Origin of the sequence: Enterobacter sp. SST3, from assembly GCF_000286655.1 — a bacterium.
Taxonomy (GTDB): Bacteria; Pseudomonadota; Gammaproteobacteria; order Enterobacterales; family Enterobacteriaceae; genus Enterobacter; species Enterobacter roggenkampii.
Genome location: NZ_ALNS01000029.1, coordinates 1 through 22,891, shown reverse-complemented (window position 1 = coordinate 22,891; position 22,891 = coordinate 1). Strand labels below are relative to the sequence as shown.

The 22,891-nt window shown below is 59.4% G+C and carries 20 protein-coding genes; all 20 read left to right on the top strand.

Translation table 11 applies throughout. The features are described from left to right. The 20 genes from tssM (at position 1) to B498_RS04790 (ending at position 22,736) form a co-directional block, all read left to right on the top strand. Complete coding sequence (gene tssM / locus B498_RS04705) at positions 1-3,621, top strand: type VI secretion system membrane subunit TssM (protein WP_008502647.1); 3,621 nt, start codon at positions 1-3, stop codon at positions 3,619-3,621. Positions 3,622-3,637: 16 nt separating this feature from the next. Continuing rightward, positions 3,638-4,354, top strand: coding sequence for a type VI secretion system-associated protein TagF (gene tagF, locus B498_RS04710; protein WP_008502646.1), 717 nt, complete (start codon positions 3,638-3,640; stop codon positions 4,352-4,354). Between the two features lie 11 nt (positions 4,355-4,365). Further along, positions 4,366-5,376, top strand: coding sequence for a type VI secretion system protein TssA (tssA, locus tag B498_RS04715; protein WP_008502645.1), 1,011 nt, complete (start codon positions 4,366-4,368; stop codon positions 5,374-5,376). A gap of 75 nt (positions 5,377-5,451) precedes the next feature. Next, on the top strand, positions 5,452-5,976 hold the full coding sequence (tssB, locus tag B498_RS04720) for a type VI secretion system contractile sheath small subunit (RefSeq protein WP_008502644.1): 525 nt from the start codon (positions 5,452-5,454) through the stop codon (positions 5,974-5,976). 3 nt (positions 5,977-5,979) lie between these two features. Continuing rightward, positions 5,980-7,479 carry a type VI secretion system contractile sheath large subunit gene (tssC, locus tag B498_RS04725; protein WP_008502643.1) on the top strand — a complete coding sequence of 500 codons (1,500 nt, stop codon included), beginning with the start codon at positions 5,980-5,982 and terminating at the stop codon, positions 7,477-7,479. Between the two features lie 80 nt (positions 7,480-7,559). Beyond that, positions 7,560-7,991, top strand: coding sequence for a Rap1a/Tai family immunity protein (locus tag B498_RS22535; RefSeq protein WP_021240384.1), 432 nt, complete (start codon positions 7,560-7,562; stop codon positions 7,989-7,991). Next, positions 7,988-8,482 (top strand): T6SS effector amidase Tae4 family protein, encoded by a 495-nt coding sequence (locus B498_RS04730; protein ID WP_008502642.1) that lies wholly within the window; start codon positions 7,988-7,990, stop codon positions 8,480-8,482. Before B498_RS22535 ends, B498_RS04730 begins: the two co-directional genes overlap by 4 nt. Then, the gene (locus B498_RS0121640; RefSeq protein ID WP_084831952.1) at positions 8,467-8,916 is read left to right on the top strand and encodes a T6SS amidase immunity protein Tai4 family protein; all 450 of its coding nucleotides are present in this window, start codon (positions 8,467-8,469) and stop codon (positions 8,914-8,916) included. The genes B498_RS04730 and B498_RS0121640 overlap by 16 nt, the downstream gene beginning before the upstream one ends. A gap of 180 nt (positions 8,917-9,096) precedes the next feature. Next, positions 9,097-9,579: an Hcp family type VI secretion system effector gene (locus B498_RS04735; protein WP_008502640.1), complete on the top strand. Its 483-nt coding sequence runs from the start codon at positions 9,097-9,099 to the stop codon at positions 9,577-9,579. 67 nt (positions 9,580-9,646) lie between these two features. Further along, the gene (locus B498_RS04740) at positions 9,647-10,054 is read left to right on the top strand and encodes a putative T6SS immunity periplasmic lipoprotein (RefSeq protein ID WP_008502639.1); all 408 of its coding nucleotides are present in this window, start codon (positions 9,647-9,649) and stop codon (positions 10,052-10,054) included. Between the two features lie 81 nt (positions 10,055-10,135). Further along, positions 10,136-11,896 carry a type VI secretion system-associated FHA domain protein TagH gene (gene tagH / locus B498_RS04745; protein WP_008502638.1) on the top strand — a complete coding sequence of 587 codons (1,761 nt, stop codon included), beginning with the start codon at positions 10,136-10,138 and terminating at the stop codon, positions 11,894-11,896. Next, positions 11,893-12,690 carry a PP2C family protein-serine/threonine phosphatase gene (locus tag B498_RS04750; protein WP_008502637.1) on the top strand — a complete coding sequence of 266 codons (798 nt, stop codon included), beginning with the start codon at positions 11,893-11,895 and terminating at the stop codon, positions 12,688-12,690. The genes tagH and B498_RS04750 overlap by 4 nt, the downstream gene beginning before the upstream one ends. 16 nt (positions 12,691-12,706) lie before the next feature. Beyond that, positions 12,707-13,705 (top strand): hypothetical protein, encoded by a 999-nt coding sequence (locus B498_RS04755; protein ID WP_008502636.1) that lies wholly within the window; start codon positions 12,707-12,709, stop codon positions 13,703-13,705. A gap of 9 nt (positions 13,706-13,714) precedes the next feature. Further along, complete coding sequence (locus tag B498_RS04760; RefSeq protein ID WP_008502635.1) at positions 13,715-14,527, top strand: type VI secretion system accessory protein TagJ; 813 nt, start codon at positions 13,715-13,717, stop codon at positions 14,525-14,527. After that, positions 14,520-15,083 (top strand): type VI secretion system baseplate subunit TssE, encoded by a 564-nt coding sequence (gene tssE / locus B498_RS04765; RefSeq protein ID WP_008502634.1) that lies wholly within the window; start codon positions 14,520-14,522, stop codon positions 15,081-15,083. The genes B498_RS04760 and tssE overlap by 8 nt, the downstream gene beginning before the upstream one ends. A gap of 2 nt (positions 15,084-15,085) precedes the next feature. Then, a complete protein-coding gene (gene tssF / locus B498_RS04770) occupies positions 15,086-16,957 on the top strand; it encodes a type VI secretion system baseplate subunit TssF (RefSeq protein WP_008502633.1) in 1,872 nt (623 codons plus the stop codon). Continuing rightward, positions 16,954-17,997: a type VI secretion system baseplate subunit TssG gene (gene tssG / locus B498_RS04775; RefSeq protein WP_008502632.1), complete on the top strand. Its 1,044-nt coding sequence runs from the start codon at positions 16,954-16,956 to the stop codon at positions 17,995-17,997. Before tssF ends, tssG begins: the two co-directional genes overlap by 4 nt. Before the next feature lie 38 nt (positions 17,998-18,035). Further along, on the top strand, positions 18,036-20,651 hold the full coding sequence (tssH, locus tag B498_RS04780) for a type VI secretion system ATPase TssH (RefSeq protein WP_008502630.1): 2,616 nt from the start codon (positions 18,036-18,038) through the stop codon (positions 20,649-20,651). A gap of 24 nt (positions 20,652-20,675) precedes the next feature. Further along, a complete protein-coding gene (locus B498_RS04785) occupies positions 20,676-22,094 on the top strand; it encodes a serine/threonine protein kinase (protein WP_008502629.1) in 1,419 nt (472 codons plus the stop codon). A gap of 231 nt (positions 22,095-22,325) precedes the next feature. Further along, positions 22,326-22,736 carry a hypothetical protein gene (locus B498_RS04790; protein ID WP_157179055.1) on the top strand — a complete coding sequence of 137 codons (411 nt, stop codon included), beginning with the start codon at positions 22,326-22,328 and terminating at the stop codon, positions 22,734-22,736. Positions 22,737-22,891: the final 155 nt, after the last annotated feature.

The window sequence follows — 22,891 nt, the reverse complement described above, 5'->3', positions numbered from 1 at the left end:
ATGCTGACGACTCTTCTTTCCATACTGACTAACCGCATTCTGTGGAGCTTCCTCGGCGTCACGGCGCTGGCGGCGGTGATCTGGATGATTGGCCCGCTGTTGTCCATCGTGGACACCCGGCCGCTTGAATCTGAACAGAACCGCATCATCAGTATCGCCGTGGTCTATCTGCTGTGGGCGCAGGGCCACATTCTGCCGCGTCTTTATAACGCCTGGCTGAACCGCAAGCTGATGGACAAGCTCAATGAGAACACCACCAGCCCGGAAGCGGCGGATCCGCAGAAGCGACTGAACAACGAGGAGCAGATCCTCGCCAGCCGTTTTGATGAAGCCGCGCAGATGCTGAAAAAAGCGCACTTCAGCAAGGCGGGACAGGGCGCTCAGTGGACGCAGCGCTTCAGCACGCAATACCTCTATCAGCTGCCGTGGTACGTCATTATCGGCGCGCCGGGTTCCGGTAAAACCACGGCGCTGGTCAACTCCGGGCTGCAGTTCCCGCTGGCCGACCGTTTCGGTAAGACCGCCCTGCGCGGCATTGGCGGCACGCGCAACTGCGACTGGTGGTTTACCAACGAGGCCGTGCTGCTGGACACCGCGGGTCGCTATACCACCCAGGAGAGCGAGCAGGTGCAGGACGCCGGGGAATGGCTGCAGTTCATGGGGTTACTGCGCAAGTATCGCCGCCGCCAGCCGATCAACGGTGTGATCGTCACCATCAGCATTTCTGACCTGCTCACCCAGTCAGCCGAGGCGTCCCGCCAGCAGGCGGTGAACCTGCGTCAGCGTCTGTCCGAGCTGCATGAACAGCTGGGGATTCGCTTCCCGGTCTACGTGATGGTGACCAAGGCCGACCTGCTTAAAGGCTTCCGCGCCTGGTTTGCCGACTACGATAAAGCGCAGCGCGACCAGATTTGGGGCTTCACGCTACCGTGGGAACAAACCAAACACGCCGATTACGACCTGATGGGCAATTTCCAGCAGGAGTTTTCTCTGCTGCAGCAGCGCCTCGACGCCGGGCTGCCGGAAACCATGCTCAAAGAGCATGACGCGAAGACCCGCGCCGAAGCGTATCTTTTCCCGCAGGAGTTCGCCGCGCTGCGTCCGCTGCTGGCGGATTACCTCAGCACGGTCTTCGCCCGCTCGAACTTCGAAACCGAGTTCTCTCCGCGCGGGATCTACTTCGCCAGCGGGACGCAGGAAGGCATGCCGTTCGACCGCGTGATGGGCGAACTGAACCGCGCGCTGTCGCTGCCGGAAGGGGCAGAGAGCGATAACTGGGATTCGGTCAGCAAAGAATCGCCAATCCCGGGCGCAAAAGGCCAGAGTTTCTTCATCAAGAACCTGCTGCAAAACGTCATCTTCCAGGAAGCCGGGATCGCCGGAGAAAACCGCTGGTGGGAGCTGCGCAACCGGGCCGTGATCTGGTCTGGCTATGCGGCGCTGCTGGCCCTGCTGGTGATCCTGGGTGGACTGTGGCTCACCAGCTATGCCAAAAACAAGGCCTACCTGGAAGAGGTGGATGCGAAGGTGCCGCTGCTGGACCAGCAGAGCAAGGCCTTACAGAACCAGACCCAGCGTGATTTGTTCGAACTGCTGCCGCTGCTGAATAGCCTGGTGGATCTGCCGAAAAGCGACGCGTTTGACGTGAACGATCCGCCGGTCTCCCGCCGTATGGGGCTTTATCGCGGGGATGACGTTAGCGACGCCTCTCAGTCCCTGTATCAGAAAGCGCTGGATCAGATGCTGCTCCCTGCCGTCGCCATGCACATCACCACCTGGCTTCGCAACGACAACGGCAGCGATGTGGAATACAGCTACGAGGCGCTGAAAGCCTATCAGATGCTCTATCAGCCGAAGCACTACGACGGCAAATTCCTGCATTCGTGGGTAATGCTCAACCTGCAGCGTAACCTGCCGCAGAACGTCACGAAGGCGCAGCTGCAGCAGCTTGAATGGCACCTGACGCAGCTGCTGGAGCCGAAAATTCAGGCCTCGCCGTACGCGCAGGACGAGTCCCTGGTGGCGCGCGAAAGAGCGATGATCGGCCAGCAGCCGCTTTCAACCCGCGTCTACGGCCGCCTGAAGCGCCTGCTGGAACATGACGACAACCTGAAGCCGGTCTCCCTTTCCGACCTGGGCGGACCGCAGAGCGAGCTGGTATTTTCCCGCAAAAGCGGCAAGCCGGTGAGCGAGGGCGTTCCGGGTCTGTATACGCCGGACGGCTACTGGAAAAGCTTTAACGGCCAGATTGACAGCGTCACTACGGCGCTGCACGAGGACGACGCCTGGGTGCTGGGGGCCGCCACGGCGCAGGAAGATAAACAGCAGATCGATAACGCCGTGCGCCAGCTCTATATGCGCGACTTTATCGCTAACTGGGATCGCTTTCTCGCTGACATTCAGCTGAATAACAGCGCCGACCTTTCCCAGCGCATCAACACCGCGCGCCTGCTTTCCGGCGCCAACTCGCCGCTGCGCCGCCTGGTGCAGAATCTGAGCCAGGTCCTCACGCTCTCCCGCGATACGCCAGCGCCGGAAGATGCGGGTAAAGCGCAGGCGCAAAGCAGCCGCGCCACCCGCACGCTGGAAGCGCTGTTCAGCAATAATGACAATGCGCCAACGCAGGCCGCCGCGGTTACCCAGGCGCCGGAGCAGCTGGTGACCGACCATTACGCGCCGATGATTGAGCTGGCCCAGCCGCTGGAGAAGGGCGGGAAGACCATCGTGTTTGACGATTTTCTCAAGCAGGTGGATGAGCTGTATCGCTACCTGACCGCGGTTCAGGACGCGGCCAACAGCGGCATGCCGGCGCCGGGCGGGGAGGCGATCAGCCGCCTGCAGGCCAGCGCCGGTCGTCTGCCGGGCGGGCTGCAAACCATGTTCAGCAACATGGCGGTGGGCGCCAGCAGCGACACCCAGCGCCGTGACCTGGAAAACGTGCGTAAGCGCATTAACGTTGAGGTGGGGGGGTTCTGCCGTCAGGCGATTGCCGGTCGCTACCCGCTGGTGCGCAGCGCCAGCACCGAGGTCACCCCTGACGATCTCGCGCGCATGTTTGCGCCGGGGACCGGGCTGATGGATACCTTCTTTCGCGATAACCTGACCAGCAAAGTGGACACCACCGAGGCCAACTGGCGCTTTATGCCGGGCATCGACGGGAAAACGCTGCCGGGAAGCGAAGGGCTGCTGAGACCGTTCCAGCAGGCCCAGTCGATTCGCGACGCCTTCTTTGCTAACGGCGCAACCACGCCGTCCTTCAAGGTGACGGTTCGCACCGTGCGAATGGATAACACCATTCTGAACCTGACCCTGGACGTGGACGGTCAGCTGCTGCGCTACAGCCACGGGCCGCAGGCGGTGCAGATCATGAACTGGCCGGGGCCGGGCGGCACCAACCAGGTCCGCATGCAGCTGGGTCTGGCGAACGGCAGCACGGCGACGCTGGTGACCAACGGTTCCTGGGCGCTGAACCGCTTCTTTGATAAAGCGAGCACCAGCCCGGGGGCGGGTAGCCTCAGCCGTCAGGCCACCTTCAACGTCGACGGACATCAGGTCACGCTGGAGTTTGCGCCAAACAGCATTCGCAACCCGTTCCAGCTTCCCCGTTTCTCATGCCCATAACCGCAAGGACAGCCGTATGACGAATACCCCTGCGATGAACCGCTACAGCTGGTATGGCAAGTTACCCAGCGCCGGAGATTTTTTGCAGCGCCGCTTTCCTGACACCTTACAGCGCCAGTGGTCGCACTGGTTCCAGGTCGGTCTGCTGGCCTGGCAGCAGGAAGAGCAGCGCAGCGGCGAGCGCCCGTTTCAGAAAGCACCCGTCTGGAATTTTGTGGTACCGCCCATGCTGGGCAGCCAGATGATCCAGATGGGCTGTCTGCTGCCCGGGCGCGACAGCGTCGGCCGACAATACCCGGTTTGCATTCAGCTGAGCTTCGCCCCGTCAGAGTGGTCGACCAGCCTGCTCAGCCAGGCCGAAAGCTGGTATCAGCAGATTGGACGCCTGGGGCTGCACGCGGTGCGCAACAGTTTTTCCGCCTCGCAGCTCGACGAGATGCTAATGTCCATTCCGGCGCCGCAGCCGGTCGAGCCGCAAAAGCGCTCCGACATCCTGGATGTGATTGGCTACGACGAGGACGGCCAGAGCACGCTGGGCTGGCCTCAGGCGGCAGAGTGCTTTGACCCGCTGCGTCAGACCAGCTACTGGTGGACCAACCGCTGCGACGGATACCCGCTCTACACCCACGTGCACAGCGGCAACTTTACCGGGCAGCTTTTCACCCTGCTGTTCGATCCGGCAGGGGGCGCCCGTCCGGGCCGTCACGGTCTCTATCCGCCTATGTTTGAATAAGCAGGGATCTCATGAATATCGAAGAATTTCTCGCGCCCATAAGCCCCGACAACCCCTGCGGCGAAAACCTGGAGTACGACGCTGACTTCCAGGCGATGAACCAGGCAAGTCTTGGGAAAGCGGAACAGCAGTTTGGCGACACCATCATCCCGGCGGAGCCTGCTGACTGGAACACGGTCGAAAAATACGCCACCAGCCTGCTGACCCGCACCAAAGATCTTCGCGTCCTGCTGGCGTTAACCCATGCCTGGACCCGCCGTCGCGGGCTGGCGGGCTACGCGGACGGATTGCTGCTGGTGCAGGAGGCGATCGCCCGCTACTGGGAGCCGCTCTATCCGCTGCTCGAAGAGTACGGTGAAACCGACCCGTTCTACCGCATCAACGCTCTCGCCGGGCTGAGTGATAAATCTGACCTGACGGTCGCGGTACGCAACGCCTCGCTGCTGCGTTCAAACGGCGATGAAATTTCGCTGCGGGATGCCCAGGCGCTGCTGGACGGCAGTAAAACCGAATGCCCGGACTATCCCGGCGGGCGCCCGCGGCTGATTGACGAGCTGGCTCGCGGCGACCAGCCGGGGACCGCCGCGGTCATCGTCATTAACGAACGTCTGCTGGCCATTCGCGAGCTGCTCATCGGGCATCTCGGTGAAAGCGGCGTGCCGGAGATGGAGCAACTGCTGAAAACCGTGGGGCTGGTGGCCAGCGCCTGTCAGGTGACCGACATCAGCAAGCTGCTGCCGAACCGTGATGCGCAGGCCCAGGCTGAGCAGCAGCCGACGGCTACGCAGCCCGTTCAGCCGGTGACCGACTGGCGCAGCGTGCAGGTCACCAGCCGCGCCGACGCCCAGCTGATGCTGGAAAAAGCGAAGCAGTATTTTGCGCAGTACGAACCGAGCCACCCCGCACCGCTGATGATTGAACGGGTGCAGCGGCTGTCAGAACTTAACTTTATGGACATTATTCGCGACCTGGCGCCAGACGGCGTTAACCAACTGGAAAACATCTTTGGGCGCCGCGAATAGCGCGTCCAGGCATTATGACGTCAGGCATGGAGCCTGGCGTTTCACCTTCACCGCGCATCTTTGATGGAGAACATCATGGCAATGAGTAACAGTGGGCAGAAATTCATCGCACGTAACCGTGCCCCCCGCGTGCAGATCGAGTATGACGTAGAGATCTACGGTGCAGAACGTAAAATTCAGCTGCCGTTTGTGATGGGCGTTATGGCCGATCTGGTCGGCAAACCGGTGGAAAACCTGCCGGCCGTCGACGAGCGTAAATTCCTCGAAATTGACATCGACAACTTTGACGAACGCATGAAGGCGCTGAAGCCGCGCGTGGCGTTCCAGGTGGATAACACCCTGACCGGCGAAGGTAAGCTCAACGTCGATCTGACCTTCGACAGCATGGACGACTTCCTGCCGGACGCGGTGGCCCGCAAGGTTGAGCCGCTGAACAAGCTGCTGGAAGCGCGTACCCAGCTCTCCAACCTGCTGACCTATATGGACGGTAAAAACGGTGCGGAAGAGCTGATCGCAAAAATTCTGCAGGATCCGACGCTGCTCAAATCCCTGAGCCAGTTGCCGAAAAATGACGAAAGCGCGAAAGGTAGCGAGGAATAATCGATGAGCAACCAGACTCAACAACACGAGCAGCAGGCGGGTCAGGCGTTCAGCCAGGATGAATTCAGCGCGCTGCTGAACAAAGAGTTCCGCCCGAAAACCGACCAGGCGCGTTCCGCCGTCGAAAGCGCGGTCAAAACCCTGGCGCAGCAGGCGCTGGAAAATACCGTCACCTTCTCGAACGATACCTACCGCACCATTCAGAACCTGATTGCCGGTATCGACGAACAGCTGTCACAGCAGGTGAACCAGATCATTCACCACGAAGAGTTTCAGAAGCTGGAAAGCGCCTGGCGCGGTCTGAGCTACCTGGTGAACAACACTGAAACCGACGAGATGCTGAAGATCCGCTTTATGAGCATCTCCAAGCAGGAGCTGGGCCGCACCCTGAAGCGCTACAAGGGCGTGGGCTGGGACCAGAGCCCGATCTTCAAGAAGATCTACGAGCAGGAGTACGGTCAGTTCGGCGGCGAGCCGTTTGGCTGCATCGTCGGCGACTACTACTTCGACCACAGCCCGCAGGACGTTGAGCTTCTGGGGGAAATGGCGCGCATCGGTTCTGCGGCGCACTGTCCGTTCATTACCGGTACCGCACCGGGCGTGATGCAGATGGAGTCCTGGCAGGAGCTGGCCAACCCGCGCGACCTGACCAAGATCTTCCAGAACACCGAATACGCCGCCTGGCGTTCACTGCGTGAATCCGAAGATGCCCGCTATCTGGGCCTGGTGATGCCGCGCTTCCTGTCGCGCATGCCGTACGGCATTCGCACCAACCCGGTCGACAGCTTTGACTTTGAAGAGCAGACCGACGGCGCGAACCACAACAGCTACGCCTGGGCGAACGCGGCCTATGCGATGGCAGCCAACATCAACCGCTCCTTCAAAGAGTACGGCTGGTGCACCTCGATTCGCGGCGTGGAGTCCGGCGGGGCGGTGGAAAACCTGCCGTGCCACACCTTCCCGAGCGATGACGGCGGCGTGGACATGAAGTGCCCGACCGAGATCGCCATCAGCGATCGTCGTGAAGCCGAGCTGGCGAAAAACGGCTTTATGCCGCTGGTTCACCGCAAAAACTCCGACTTTGCTGCCTTCATCGGCGCGCAGTCCCTGCAAAAACCGGCCGAGTACCACGACCCGGATGCCACCGCCAACGCGCGTCTGGCCTCTCGCCTGCCGTACCTGTTCGCCTGCTGCCGTTTTGCCCACTACCTGAAGTGCATCGTGCGCGACAAAATCGGCTCCTTCCGCGAGCGCGAAGAGATGGAGCGCTGGCTGAACGACTGGGTCATGAACTACGTCGACGGTGACCCGGCCAACTCCTCCCAGGAGACCAAGTCCCGCAAACCGCTGGCGGCTGCGGAAGTGCAGGTGCAGGAGATTGAGGACAACCCGGGCTACTACGCCGCGAAGTTCTTCCTGCGTCCGCACTACCAGCTGGAAGGTCTGACCGTTTCTCTGCGTCTGGTATCTAAACTGCCGTCGCTGAAGACGAAAGACGCGTGATGATGAGTGCCGGCCCGCAGGGGCCGGCCATTTGAACGTAAAGAGCTTAGCTAATTTCTGTCAGTGAATAAGGATATACGGTGAAACATAGACTTTTGATCGCAACCAGTTTGCTGGCAGTTTCTACTCTGGCAAGCGCGGACGCCGGAAATTATAAATACCCTCAAGCGGAAGCATTGCCTCAGGATGACACATCAAACTTTCAACGCGATCCGACGTTGTTAACGGGATACGATTTAAATTTGAGTGCAGATCGTTTCGCTAAAGCCTGGCTGTCGAAAACGAATGAACGTGAACGCATCAAGGCAAATATGTATCTTCTCGGCGTAGTCGACGCGTCTGAGGGCACTGCATGGTGCAAGGGCAGGCCTTTTTTGCCAAATACGCTACATGAGTTTCTCTATTCTCGTTTTGCGAACTTATCGAAACAGCAAGGCGAGGAACGCGCTTCAAAAATCATCATTGACGGAATGAAAGAATTACGCCCGTGCAAAAAGGAGAGTGACAAATGAGACCATTATACGAACAACTAAAACGTCAGCATTACTCTTCAAATCATACCCGCGCGGGTTTTGCCTCGGGTGAACAGGTCTTCTCAGAAATTGGCTATGATTATTCAACGATTATCAAGCAGCAACCGGCATACGAAAATACCTGTGCGGTAAGAATGAGTCTGGCATTGTTAAAATGTAATGTTGAATTCACAGGGCGTTTACCCATAAAGTCGGGCCCCTATAAAGGAAAAACAATCGAACCCGGCGCAAAATTACTTGCGGATCAACTTTATAAATCCCATGTGTTTGGCAAGGCAGAAATCTTTACCGATCGTGAGGCGGGTTCGCGATCGATGTTGGGCCGAAAAGGCGTTGTTTTCTTCAATAAAATTGATGGGTATGGCGGTGGTCATATCGACCTTATCGAGCCTCTGAGTAATAATTCGTTTATATGTAACTCCGATTGCTTTCCGTACTGTCAGGAAATCTGGTTTTGGGAATTAAAATAATTTCATCCAGGCAGCTAAAGACAGCATTTCTTTTGCTCGCTTGCTTATGTTTTTCTGCTCGCGGCGATAACCCATACGTTGATTTTTATCAGCAGCAAACATACCGGCAGGTAGTTAAAGATTTTGTCCTTGCGCGCTGCCTTGCGCAGGTGGCAGATAAAGGCAGCCAGTTTTCTACTGACGCCGCTCGCACTGCGAGTGCATTCATTGAGTGGATACCTTTTGATGCTGAAAATGGCACTGAGAAAATGGATGCGCTCATTGGAAAATATAAAGATCACATTAACGGGTTTCATGCTGAGCGAAAGCCCGACGTAAAAGGTGTCACGTTAAATTGTCTGCGTCTTTATCATAGTGACGAACTTAATAAACTTGTTCCTCAATTAATCATCGGAAATCCTGACCGCACCTGGATTCAGGATAACCCGCAGTAGTAAAAGACTTCACATTCTTTCCATTTATTCCGGGGGAATGTAAGACTGTCAAATGACACGGGTCATTTGATATGAGGCAGAGGTAAAATATGGACGGTTTTATTCAGCCCCATGCTTTCCTGTTTGCCATATAAGTGCTTTTTCGAAAGCAATATTGTTCATCCACGAAGAGTAGATATTATGGCTATTGATATGTTTCTGAAGGTCGAGGGTGTTACGGGCGAATCGAAAGATTCTAACCACACCGGCTGGACTGATATTACCTCCTTCTCCTGGGGCGCTTCCCAGCCAGGTAATATGAGCGTTGGCGGTGGCGGCGGTGCCGGTAAAGTTAACTTTAACGACCTGCACGTTAACGCACTGATCGACAAATCCACCACCGCTATCCTGAAACACTGCGCAAGCGGTAAACACCTGACTAAAGTTGAGCTGTCCGTTTGTAAAGCGGGCGGCCAGCAGGTGGAATACTCCCGCATCACGCTGGAAGATGTGCTGGTGACCTCTGTTCAGTATACCGGTGCTGACAATGGCGATACCGTTGGTGTGACCTATGCATTCCAGGCTGCGAAAGTGAAACAGCAGTACTGGGAGCAGACCACGTCGGGTGGTAAAGGTGCTGAAAGCAGCGCTGGCTGGAACATCAAAGAGAACAAAGAAGCGTAATTGCGCATGTGGCCGGGGAGTTTTCCCCGGTCATTATCAACCTCAAGAGCCCTCAGGATTGGCGGGCATGATTATGCAAAAGTTATTCGGTGTGTTTGCAGTCACGTTAATGGTCAGCGCCTGTTTGTCTCATCCAGAACAATATCAGTCGCTTTCGGTAACGCTGAAAAATAATGAACCCTGCTTTGCTATCCCTGCTAATTCCGGGTTAGAAGCGCCGGTCACCAGCCATTCACCCACCATTATGAAACGCGCGGGAAATGAATGGAAAGCGGTATCGCCGCCGTCAACGTTTAGCCCTGAAGTGACGTTAACGACCCAACAGTGTCACCAGTGGCAGGGGATTGCGTGGCAAGCCGGAGAATATGATGTTGCCCTGAAGGTGTCAGGGAAAAACGATTCTATTCGCTATGCGGCCCGCTTCACCTTACAAGAAGGTCCCTCAGGCCAGTTTAAGCTTACGCAGACTGAATAGAATGTGTTAACCCCAAACGCCGCCGTTCTCGCCCCGAGAGCGGCAGCGTTTGAGCGCTAATCATACCAGCAGGAATACGCCATGCGATTCACGATTATTTCTACGAAACCCGGTCATCAGCCGCCGCAAAGCAGCTGTGATTTTTACGCCCCGGGCGGCACCATTGGGCGCGGTACGGATAACAATCTGGTATTGCCGGACAATGACCGCACCATCTCTCGTCTGCAGGCCATTGTTCACGTGGACGCTCAGGGCGAATGCCGCGTCACCAACCGCGGCAGCGTTACCCGTGTGGTATTAAATGACATTCCGCTGGAGCGAGGGCGTCAGGTTGAGCTGCAGGATGGCGACATTCTCGGTATTGATGACTACCGTATCGAAGTGACCGAGCTGATCCACGATACCCAGCCCGTGAGCCGCATGGCGGCCAGCCTGCACCAGCAGGCGCGTCCGACCGTGGCTCCTGCGCCTGCGCAGCAGCCGAAACCGGCGAGTGCCGCACCCCGTGGGAAAGCCGAGCCGACCGCCGTGCCAACGGAGATCTGGGATAGCCTGATGCAGGAGTTTTCCATCTCCGACAGCATCTCCAGCAACCGTACAAAACCGCAGCCTGCGGCATCGCACGATCCGTTCTCCCAGCCTGCAGCCCCGGAGCGTAACGCCGAAGATCCGCTGGCGATGTTCAACGACAGCGATCCCACGCTCGAACGTAAGCATGTCGATCCGGACTCGCTGTTCAGCGACGAAGCGCTGTTTAAAAAAGAGAGCATTTTTGACGACGTTACGCCTTCCACGCTGGTGCCACCGGTTGAGACCCAGCCAGCCCCGAACGAAGAGGGGACGGATGAGCTCGATCCGCTGGCCCTGTTTGGCGGTAAGTCCAGCGCGCCAGCCGCGCGTAATGACGACCCGCTCGGGCTGATGGGCGGCGCGCCGTTAACCCATCCGGATGACGTGATTAACGAGAAGCCAGCCCCCGTGCCGGAACCTGAGCAGGAAGAGGACGCGCTGGCCGATTCTCCGCTGTTCGCCCCTGAGCCGCAGGAGGAACCGCGTGCTGAAGAAGAACCCGCGCGACCGGATTACGCTGGCTTCACGATGCCGACGCCACAGGCCGTTGCGCGCAGCAGCGCTCAGGCCCCGAAGGGCCGCCTGCGCATCGATCCGGTCAATAACGCCGCCGCCCCAGCCGCCACGGCAAACAGCGGTGAGAAGGGCGAAGTGCTGCAGGGCGAGCTGCTGGAGGCGCTGCTGGAGGGGATGGGACTCAGCGAAATGCAGCCCGTTCCGCAGTTTGACCGTGAAAATATGCGTCAGCTGGGGCAGATCCTCGGCATGTTCTCTCAGGGGACCGTGGCGCTGCTCTCCTCGCGCTCCATTCTCAAGCGCGGCGTAAAAGCCGACATGACCATGGTGCTGGACGATGCCAACAACCCGTTCAAGCTGTTGCCGACCGGCAAAACCGTGTTAATCCAGATGTTCGGCACCCCGATGCCGGGCTTTATGCCGCCAACCAAATCCGTGCGCGACGCGCTGATCGACCTGCAGGCGCACCAGCTGGGCATGATCTCCGGCATCCGCGCCATTATTGCCGCGATGCTGCAGTCCTTTAACCCGGAACAGCTGGAAGAGCAGGCGAAGCAGAACGGCATGACCTCGCGTCTGGCGCTGCCGGGCAGCCGCAAAGCCGCCCTGTGGGACTACTTTGTTCGCAGCTATGGCGAGACGGCGGGCGAGATTGAGGACGACTTCCACACCCTGTTCGGCGAGGCCTTCCTTCATGCGTATGACATGGAGGTGAATCAGTACAAAGACTCACAGAGCGGATCGGAAGACAAATGAATATCGCAACGGCTTCTCTCTCCCGCCAGGGGACGCGCGCCAGCAACCAGGATCAGACGGGAGAAACCATTGGGGAACGTTCAGCCTGCTTTGTCGTCTGCGACGGCATCGCGGGGCTGCCGGGCGGCGAAGTGGCCGCCGCGCTGGCCCGCAACAGCATTATCTCCCGCTTTGATGGCGACAAACATCTTAATGCGCAGCATATTCGCGACTACGTGCAGACGGCGAATCGCACTATTCTCAGCGAACAGCAGGCCGTTCAGGACTATCGCCGGATGGGCACGACGCTGGTTAGCCTGTTCATTGACCGTGATTACGGGCTGGCCTACTGGGCCCATGCCGGAGACAGCCGCCTGTACCTGTTCCGCCGGGGATGGCTGTGGCATGTGACCACCGACCACAGCCTGGTGCAGCAGATGAAAGATGCCGGGCACCAGACCGACAACCTGAACAGCAATCTGCTCTATCTGGCGCTGGGAATTGAAAACGGCGGGCCGGAAGCGAGCTACAGCGACGTGGTGCAGGTTGAAGACGGCGATGCCTTTTTACTCTGCACCGACGGGTTCTGGCACGGCGTCAGCGAAGAGCAAATGAAGCAGTCGCTGCATATGGTGAATACGCCGCAGGAGTGGCTGACCTTAATGAACCAAATCATTCAAAAGAATGGCGAACAGGAGGGGAATGCCCAGGATAACTATACTGCCCTGGCGGTATGGATGGGCAACCCTCAGGACACCACTTTGCTGCACACCCTCTCTGACGCAGCACAATTTCTTCCCTGCGGAACTGATTAGACACACAAGGAACGATATGAAACTTTGGCTATCGGGTTTGGCACTTCTGGCGGCGACCTCTACCGCGCAGGCTGAAAATTTCCGCATCGTGCAGTCTCCTGCGCAGAAGCTGGATATCTGGATCGACAACATCAAAGACAACACGCCGCAGAGCTGGTGTAAGCCTGAGGTGGCGCTGCGCATTGTGGCGAACGGCAAGAAAGACGTCTCCGTGCTGGAGAACTTTGTGCCGCGTCTTGGCGCGCTGCTGGAACACCAGTGCAGTAAAGTCAATAAACTCAGCTGGACGCTCAACGATCCGGCGGGTACCACGCTGGCACAGGGCACGGCAGGCAAAGCGCAGGACTGGGCGCTGGTGGTGAAACAGGAGCAGGCCGCGCCTGCTGCGACCGTCACCGCCACCCCAGCCAGCGGCGCGTTACTGCCGCCCGATCAGAACGTGGCTTCCCGCACCGTTGCCGCCGACCGTACGCCGTGGCAGGAGTTTACCCTGCAGGACGGTTGCCACCTGCGCACCTTCTGGGAAGGGGGCGCCTCTGCACCGGCGCTCTTCATTCCGGATTCGGACACCACCCGCTGCGGCAACGGCAGCTGGCTGAGCGGACACACCGTTGTGTCGCAGTCCCGCAACGGCGGGCAGAAAGAGATGGCGGTAACGTACATTCATGGCTTCCCGGTAACCGGGCTGAATCAGAGCGCCGACCCGGAAAACGCGCTGATCACCTCCGTCAACAAAGAGCGCATGGTATTCAGCACCCCAAACAGCGACCAGAGCTGGATGATCCTGCCTTACGACAGCACCCTGAACAGCTGGAAGAGCAACGGCACCGTCGCGGTGGAGATCTCCCGTGAAACCGCCAGCGACGATGCAAAGCTGCAGGCGCGTATCGCGGCGGTGAAAAAAACCTGGAGCGCCTGGGTGGCACCCGGCACCCCGCTGAATATCGTGCTGATTGACACCCTGCGTCCTCAGCTGCGCGATCCGGCCGTTGGCGCATGGCGCGCGGCAAATTAAGGAATGGCGATGAATACGCTCTATCAACACCTGGCGGGTGAGTCGCTCAACGACGCGCTCGCGCGTCTGGAAGCAGAAATCAAAGCCCGTCCGGCGGATGCCGACCTCCGCGCCGCGTTCGTGCAGTTTTTAACCCTTAGCGGTAACTGGACGCGTGCCCTGACCCAGCTGAAAAGCTGGCTGGCGCTGAAGCCGCAGGCGAAACCCACCGTCACGCTGCTGGAGCAGTCCATTCAGGGCGAGCTGCAGCGCGCGCAGGTGATGGCGGGACAGGCGCGTCCGGCGATGCCTGAAACCCAGTGGCCGTGGCTAACCACCCTTGCGGCGGCGCTGAGCGAGGAGGGCGAGCGCGCGCAGGCGCTGCGTCTGGAAGCCCTTGAGCAGGCGCAGGCCACCCCCGGCCAGATTACCCTCGAAAACGAGGAGACGCAGGCCTTTGACTGGCTGATGGACGGCGATGCCCGTCTCGGCCCGGTATGCGAAACCATCGTCAACGGCCGCTATTTCTGGCTGCCGTTTAACGCTATCGCGGAGATCCGTTTCCAGGCGCCTGCCAGCGTGACCGACCTGGTCTGGCGTCACGCGCTGGTGCGCCTGACGGACGGGACGGAGCAGGTGTGCCAGATCCCGGCGCGTTACCCGTTTGCGGCCGATGCCTCTGACGCGGTTAAACTCGGGCGGACCACCGACTGGCACCCGCTCGATACTGACGGCACGCTCTATGAAGGCCAGGGCCAGAAGGCCTGGCTGAGCGAGCAAAGCGAAAGCCCGCTGCTGTCCTTAAGCCTCGTGACGTTTGCGACGGATGGAGCCGATGAGTAATCCCGCTGGCGAAGGCGATCTGCTGCGCAGCGGCTGGCAAGCCCGCAGCAGGCAGGAGAAGGTGGGGGCGCGCGACAAAATGCAACCCTCGCTGCTCGATCGCCTCACTGATAACGACCCGGAAAAAAAGCGTGAGTCGGCCAACAGCAATCTGATCACCCACGCCGCCCTGCGCCGCAATGTGCTGCGCGATTTGCAGTGGCTGTTTAATACCATCAACCACGATGCCTCCGGCGATTTAAGCGCGCTACCGCACGTGAGCCGCTCGGTGGTTAACTTCGGCGTCGCGCCCCTGGCCGGGAAAAGAATGTCGGACATCGAATGGCACGACATTCAGCGTAAGCTCACCGAGGCCATCATCAATTTTGAACCACGCATTTTGCCGCAGGGGCTGCAGGTCCGCTGCGTATCGGATACCTCCTCGCTGGATCTGCACAACGTGCTCTCCATCGAGATCAAAGGGCGTTTATGGTGCGTGCCGTACCCGCTGGAGTTTCTGTTTCGCACCGATGTCGATCTGGAAAACGGCCATTTTGAACTGAAAGATGCGGGGTAATCATGGAAAGTAAACTGCTCGAATACTACAACCGTGAGCTGGCCTACCTGCGCGAAATGGGGGCCGAGTTTGCCGAACGCTACCCGAAAGTCGCCGGACGGCTGGGCATGCGCGGCATCGACGTGGCGGACCCGTATACCGAACGTCTGATGGAAGGGTTCGCCTTCCTGACCTCCCGCGTGCAGATGAAAATGGACGCGGAGTTTCCGCGCTTCTCCCAGCGTCTGCTGGAGATGATTGCGCCAAACTATCTTGCGCCCACGCCGTCGATGGCGATTGCGGAGATTCAGCCCGACAGCAGCCGGGGCGACCTGAGCAAGGGCTTCATCGTGCCGCGCGGCACCATGATGGACAGCCTGGCGCTGAAAAAAACCGGCGTGACCTGCAGCTATACCACGGCGCACGAGGTCAACCTGCTGCCGCTGAAAATCGACAAGGTCGAGCTGGGCGGAGTTCCCGCCGATTTGCCGCTCGCACAGCTGGGTCTGAGCCAGCGGGGGATCGGCAGCGCCCTGCGGATCCGCATCGCCTGCGACGGCCCGCAACATCTCGGGCATCTGGATTTTGACCGTCTTGAGTTTTTCCTCGCCGGTCCGGATATCGAGGCGCTGAAGCTGCTGGAGCTGGTGATGGAGCACCACGCCGGGATCGTCTGTCAGACGGTCAGCCCGCAGCCGCAGCGGCAGCTGCTGGCAACGGATGCGCTGCGCCAGGAGGGATTTGAGCCTGACCAGGCGCTGCTTCCGGACGATCTGCGTAACTTTGACGGCTATCGCCTGCTGCAGGAGTATTTCGCGTTTCCGGCCCGTTTCCGCTTCATTAGCCTCAGCGGTCTGAGCACGCTCATCCAGCGCTGTGAAGGTGAAAAAGCCTTCGACATCTTCATCCTGCTGGATAAGTCGGATGAACAGCTGGAGCGCGTGGTCGATGCCAGCCATCTGGCGCTGCACTGCACTCCCGTCATCAACCTGTTCCCAAAGGTCGCGGCGCGGCAGAAGCTTAATGACGGTCAGCATGAATACCATCTGGTGGTCGATAACATCCGTCCGCTGGATTATGAAATCTACGCGGTGAAAAAAATCTATGGCAGCGCGGACGGCCAGCGTGATGACCAGACGTTTCGTCCGTTCTGGAGCACCTGGAGCGGCGATGCGGGCAACTACGGGGCCTATTTTTCCCTGCGACGCGAGCAGCGCGTGCTGTCCGAGCACGCCCTGCGCTACGGCACCCGTACCGGCTATATCGGCTCGGAGGTCTTCGTCTCGCTGGTGGATGAACAGCACGCGCCGTGGCAGGAAAACCTGCGCTATATCTCTGCCGAGGTGCTCTGCACCAGCCGTGACCTGCCGCTGATGCTGCAGCAGGAGCTCGGGGAGTTCATTATGGCTGACTCCATGCCGGTGAAATCCCTCACCCTGCGTAAAGGGCCGACGCCGCCGCGTCCGGCGCTGGCGGAAGGGTTCAGCACCTGGCGGCTTATCAGCCAGCTGCAGATGAACTACCTCAGCCTGATGGACAGTAACAATGAGGAGGGGGCTGCCGCGCTGCGCCAGCTGTTAGGACTGTACGCCAACCTGGCCGAAACGCCCGTGGCGCGTCAGGTGGAGGGCGTTCGCCACTGCGTGCTGGAGCCGGTTCACCGCCGCGTGCCTGAACCCGGCCCGGTGGTGTTCGCCCGCGGGATCGGCATTACGCTGACGGTGGATGAGCGAGCCTTTTCGGGGGCCAGTCCGTGGCTCTTCGGCAGCGTGATGGAGCGCCTCTTTGCCCGTCTGGTCTCTATCAACAGCTTCACCGAGTTCACCCTGAAAAGTCAGCAGCGCGGCGAGATTGGCTACTGGGCGCCGCGCATGGGTAAAAGGGCGCTGATATGAGTGACGCCGCCACTGCACCGCTGCGCGTGCATCGCCTGACGAAGCTGCCGGATGCGTTCTGGCACGGCGTCCGCGAGACGCCCTGGCGCTACGATCTGTTTCAGCTGTTAAGGCGCATTGATGCCCAGGGCGGCGAGCGCTATCCGCTGGGCCGCGCGCCGCTGCCAAAATTTGAACCGCTGCGCATCGGCCAGCAGCCGTCGATGAGTTTTGCCCCGTCGACGCTGGCCAGGGTGCGTCAGCGGGAAGAGAGCGGGCTGCATGAGGTCTCTATCCTCAGCTTCGGCCTGTTTGGCCCGAACGGCCCGCTGCCGGTCCACATGACCGAGTACGCCCGCGAGCGTATTTATCATCATCAGGACACCAGCCTGAGCGCGTTTGCCGATCTGTTCCACCACCGCCTTGCGCTGCTGTTTTACCGCGCGTGGGCGGATGCGCAGCCCACCGTCTCGCTGGATCGCGCCGATAACAAGCGCTTTGAGGGCTATCTGGCATCGCTGATTGGCATGGGCCAGCCGAGTCAGATGGACAACGGCAGCCTGAGCGCGCACGCGCGCTTTACCCACGCCGGGCACCTGACCCGTCACGGGCGGGATCCGGAGGGGCTGGAGAAGATCCTGCGCAGCTATTTTAAGGCGCCGGTCAAACTGGTCAGCAACGTGCCGCAGTGGATGCCTCTCTCCGCGCGCGAGCAGGCGCAACTGGGAGCAGGACGCCGTATGCCGCGCATGGGTGAGTCCGCCTTTCTCGGCGTCGCCGTCCGCGACGTGCAGCATAAGTTTCGCATCGAGATTGGCCCGCTGAGCGCGGAGGAGTACAACCGCTTTCTGCCGGGTGAAGCGTGGGTCACCGAGCTGCGCGACTGGGTGCGTCAGTACGCCGGCGTGGAGTTTGAATGGGAAACGCGGGTGATCCTGCGCGCAGACGCGGTGCAGGGCGCCACGCTCGGCAGTCATGGGCGATTAGGCTATAACACCTGGCTGGGGCATCAACCCCAGCCTGTCCCGCGTGGCGATCTGGTGTATCGCGCAGAGCGGTAATCCTTACGTATACCGAATCATTGTTAATGGAAACTAACATGTCAGAAATTAGCCGTGCCGTGCTTTTCGGCAAACTGGATACGCTGTTATTTACCTCTCTGGAAAGCGCCACTGCGTTCTGCAAGCTGCGCGGCAACCCCTATGTTGAGCTGGTGCACTGGCTGCATCAGCTGATGCAGCAGCAGGATGGCGATCTGCAGCAGGTCATCCGCCACTTTGCCCTCGACGAGCAGCAGCTGACGCGCGACATCGTTGCCGCGCTGGATGTGCTTCCGCGCGGGGCGAGTTCCGTTTCCGATCTCTCCGAGCATATCGACAGCGCCGTGGAGCGCGCCTGGGTCTTTGGCTCACTGAAGTTTGGCGTCAGCCGCATTCGCGGCGGCCATTTGCTGATCGGCATACTCAAAACCTGGAACCTGGCCAACGTGCTGAAAAGCATTTCGGCGCAGTTCACCCGCCTTAACGTCGAGGTATTGATTGAGCAGTTCGATACCATCTGCGCCAACAGCAAAGAGACGCAGCAGGCCGCTGCCGCCGTCGACGCACCGGCGGGCGCGGTTCCGGCTGCTCAGGGGACGCTGGCCCAGTACGGTCAGGACCTGACCGCCCGCGCCCGCGAAGGGAAGATTGACCCGGTCGTCGGGCGCGACGAGGAGATCCGCCAGATGGTCGATATCCTGATGCGCCGTCGTCAGAACAACCCGCTGCTGACCGGGGAGGCCGGAGTCGGGAAAACGGCGGTGGTGGAAGGGCTGGCGCTGCGTATCGCCGACGGCGACGTGCCGGAGCCGCTGCAGAACATTCAGCTGTGGCTGCTGGATATCGGCATGCTGCAGGCCGGTGCAGGCATGAAAGGCGAGTTTGAAGCCCGTCTGCAGGCGCTCATTAACGAAGTCCAGTCCAGCGCCACGCCGATCATTTTGTTTATCGATGAGATCCACACCCTGATTGGCGCAGGCGGCCAGCAGGGGACCGGCGATGCGGCGAACCTGCTGAAGCCAGCCCTGGCGCGCGGCCAGCTGCGCACCATCGGCGCCACCACCTGGGCAGAATACAAAAAGTACATTGAGAAAGACCCGGCGCTGACCCGTCGTTTCCAGACGGTGCAGGTTCACGAGCCGGACGAAGCGAAAGCCATTCTGATGCTGCGCAGCACCGTGTCGCCGCTGGAGACGCACCACCAGGTGTTGCTGCTCGACGAAGCGGTCAGCGCGGCGGTGAAGCTGTCCCACCGCTACATCCCGGCGCGTCAGCTGCCGGACAAAGCCGTGGCCCTGCTCGACACCGCCTGCGCCCGCGTCGCGGTGAGCCAGAGCGCGCCGCCTGCGCAACTGGAAGACTGCCTGCGCCACCTTGCTGCGCTTGACGTGGAAATTGAGATCGCAGAACGCGAAGCGCGCGTGGGGGCGGGTGATGCCGAGCGCGTCACGGCATTACGCGCCGAACGCGACGCGTATGAGACAAAACGCGAAGCCCTGGCCCGGCGCTGGGAAGAAGAGCGCAGCCTGGTGCAGGAGATTATCCGCCTGCGCGCCGCGCTGTTCGCGGCGGGCGAAGAAGATACCGCCGAGCTGCGCGGCCAGCTGGCGGAGCAGCAGCAGGCGCTGAACGCCTTACAGGGAGACGAGCCGCTGCTGTTTGCCGCGGTGGATGAAAACGTGGTCGCCGCGGTCGTCTCTGACTGGACCGGGATCCCGCTGGGCCGGATGGTGAAAAACGAGATCGACGCGGTACTCAACCTTGCCGACACGCTGAACCAGCGCGTTATCGGCCAGCGTCACGGTCTGGACCTGATTGCCCGCCGCGTGAAAACCTCCCGGGCGAAGCTGGACGACCCGAACAAGCCGGTGGGCGTCTTTATGCTGTGCGGTCCGTCCGGCGTCGGTAAAACCGAAACCGCGCTGGCGCTCGCCGAATCCCTGTACGGCGGCGAGCAGAACGTCATCACCATCAACATGAGCGAGTTCCAGGAAGCGCACACCGTCTCCACCTTAAAAGGTGCGCCTCCGGGGTACGTAGGGTATGGTGAAGGCGGGGTATTAACCGAGGCCGTCCGCCGCCGCCCATACAGCGTCGTGCTGCTGGACGAAATTGAGAAAGCGCACCCGGACGTCCACGAGATCTTCTTCCAGGTCTTCGACAAAGGCTGGATGGAAGACGGCGAGGGGCGCCACATTGATTTCCGCAACACCATTATTATTCTGACCTCCAACGTCGGCACCGAGCTGATTAGCGCCATGTGCGCCGATCCGGACCTGATGCCGGAGCCTGAGGCGTTAAGCGGCGCGCTGCGCCAGCCGCTGCTGGAGGTGTTCCCACCGGCGCTGCTGGGCCGTCTGCTGGTGGTGCCGTACTACCCGCTCAGCGACGAGATGCTGGGGCAGATTGTTCGCCTGCAGCTCAGGCGCATTCAGCGTCGTCTGGAGGAGAATCACAGCATTATTTCTGAGTTTGACGACAGCGTGGTGGAACAGATTGTTCAGCGCTGCACCGAGGTGGAGTCCGGCGGCCGCATGGTGGATGCTATTCTGACCAACACCCTGCTGCCCCAGATGAGCCAGATCTTACTTACCGCCAGCCGCAGCGACGAACAGTACCGACATCTGCACGTCACCTGCGAGCAGGGCGAGTTTCACTGTCAGTTTGCCGCGTAATAATCATCAAGAGAACTGTAAAAGATGACGGATAATGATAACAATCGGACTGTCCCAAACGCGCTCCCGGTCGGGTACCGCTTCAACGAGTTTGAAATCAAAGAGGTGATCGGCGGCGGCGGTTTTGGCATTGTCTATCGCGCGTGGGATCACCAGCTCGAACGCACTATCGCTATCAAAGAATTTATGCCTTCCTCGCTCGCTGTACGCGGCGACGACATGACCCTGGTGCTCCGCAGCGAGCGCTTTGGCAAAGCGTTTTCCGCGGGCCTGAACAGCTTTATCCAGGAAGCCCGTCTGCTGGCGCGCTTTAACCACCCGAACCTGCTGCACGTCCTGCGCTTCTGGGTACAAAACGACACGGCCTACATGGGGACGCTGTTTTACAGCGGCACCACGCTTTCGCGCCTGCGCGAGGAAAAGCCGGAGCTGATCAACGAAGCCTGGATCCGCCGCACGCTGCCGATGCTGTTCGGTGCGATCAAGACCATCCATGACGAAGGCTATCTGCACCGAGACATCTCGCTGGATAACATCCAGATCCAGGATAACGGCCTGCCGGTGCTGCTCGATTTCGGCTCCGCGCGCCGCACCATCGGTAACCTTTCCGATGAAACGGAAACCATGCTGCGCCCGGGCTTTGCGCCGATCGAGCAGTACACCGACGACAACGAAAGCGAGCAGGGCCCGTGGACGGACATTTACGCCCTCGGCGCCGTGCTGCGTACCCTGATTGTGGGTTCTCCGCCGCCGGTCAGCGTGGTGCGCTCGATTCAGGATACCTGCAAACCGCTGGTGGAAATCATGCCGCAGGGCTATTCCATTCCGCTGCTGCAGGCCATTGACCGCGCGCTGGCGCTGCACATGGAAGACCGTCCGCAGTCCATCGACGAGTTCGCCGCGCTGATAGAGATGCCGGTCGCCGGGATTAACGACGTGCTGACGGCGAAAAAGCCCGGCACGATGCTGGTACCGGTGGAGGAGGAACAGCCGGCGTCGCTGCTCGACTGGCGTCGCTACAGGATCCCGGGCATGGTTGCCGCAGGCGTGCTGGTCGGCGTTGTCGCTGGCGCGATGCTGTTTAGCGGCGGCAAAGATGCGCCAGAGCAGGCTGCGCAGGCACCGGCAGAGACGCGTCCAACCGAAACCGCCGCGAACGCCCCAGACGTGAAGCCAGAAACGGCGAAGGTGGGCGAACCGGTGACGGCACAGCAGACGCCACCGCCTGCCGCGAGCCCTGTTGCGTTGGTCTATATCCGCATCCTCGACGGTGAAACGCTGAAAGTAAACGGCGAGCCAAAAGCGCTGCGCCCGGGAACCAACGGCTATGCATCGCTCAAGCTGCCGGCCGGTGAGGCGAAGATTGAACTGCAGGGCAACGGAAGAACGCGTGGCCAGACGCTGGATATTACCAAGCCGGGCACCTGGCTGGTGAATCCGTAGGAATATAAACAGGGGAGACTATGGAAGTGTACGATCTTTGAAGTCTTAGGCTTCATTCAAAGGAGTACGAGAAGATTGTCTCTCCTGTTTGTGCGTTTTGAATTTATTCCTAACCCGGAGGGTTGAGTTGAAGCCAATATGTGCTCCCCCATTTTTTTAAATAACAATAACGGGCGTACACAATACAAGCTCGCTCATTTAAATAGCCATCTATGGTATTTCTGGGGAAGTATGGATCTTCTCGCAATGTTGCTTTATTGCGTGAATTCAGTTCGCCAGCACAGAATTCCATTCATTTCTGACGCAAAAGCGTTTAGTGATTCGTTGCATTATTATGCAGGTGATGGTTTCAGCATTTTGGTCATGCTTTTTTTTGTGCTTGACTTACTTTTATTACTCTCTTTGTGTACTTCGGCCTGTTTATTCTTCAAGCGAAAGATCGGAGCGGTTAAACTTGCACTCGCTCAGGAATTATTTCGCTTGATTTCATTCAGATGTTCGGTCTCATTGTTCCCTCTTTTAGTAAGTATGTTTGATTTTTCAAACATCTGGTTGAATGTAGGTTTATTTGTCACATCAGAGTCACTGAAAATCTACTCTCTTGTTTTTTGGATGATCAAGAGGGAAAAGCCCCTTTCTTGAATGACGCTTTATCACAGATGCAGAACCTCTTATCTGCATCGCATAAGCTAGATGGAATAAAGATTATGCTCAACCGAATTACCGTTCAGCTCCCGGTGGAGGGGCTTCTGTTCTGGAAACTGACGGGCCGCGAGGCGATGTCCGAGTCGTTCGCG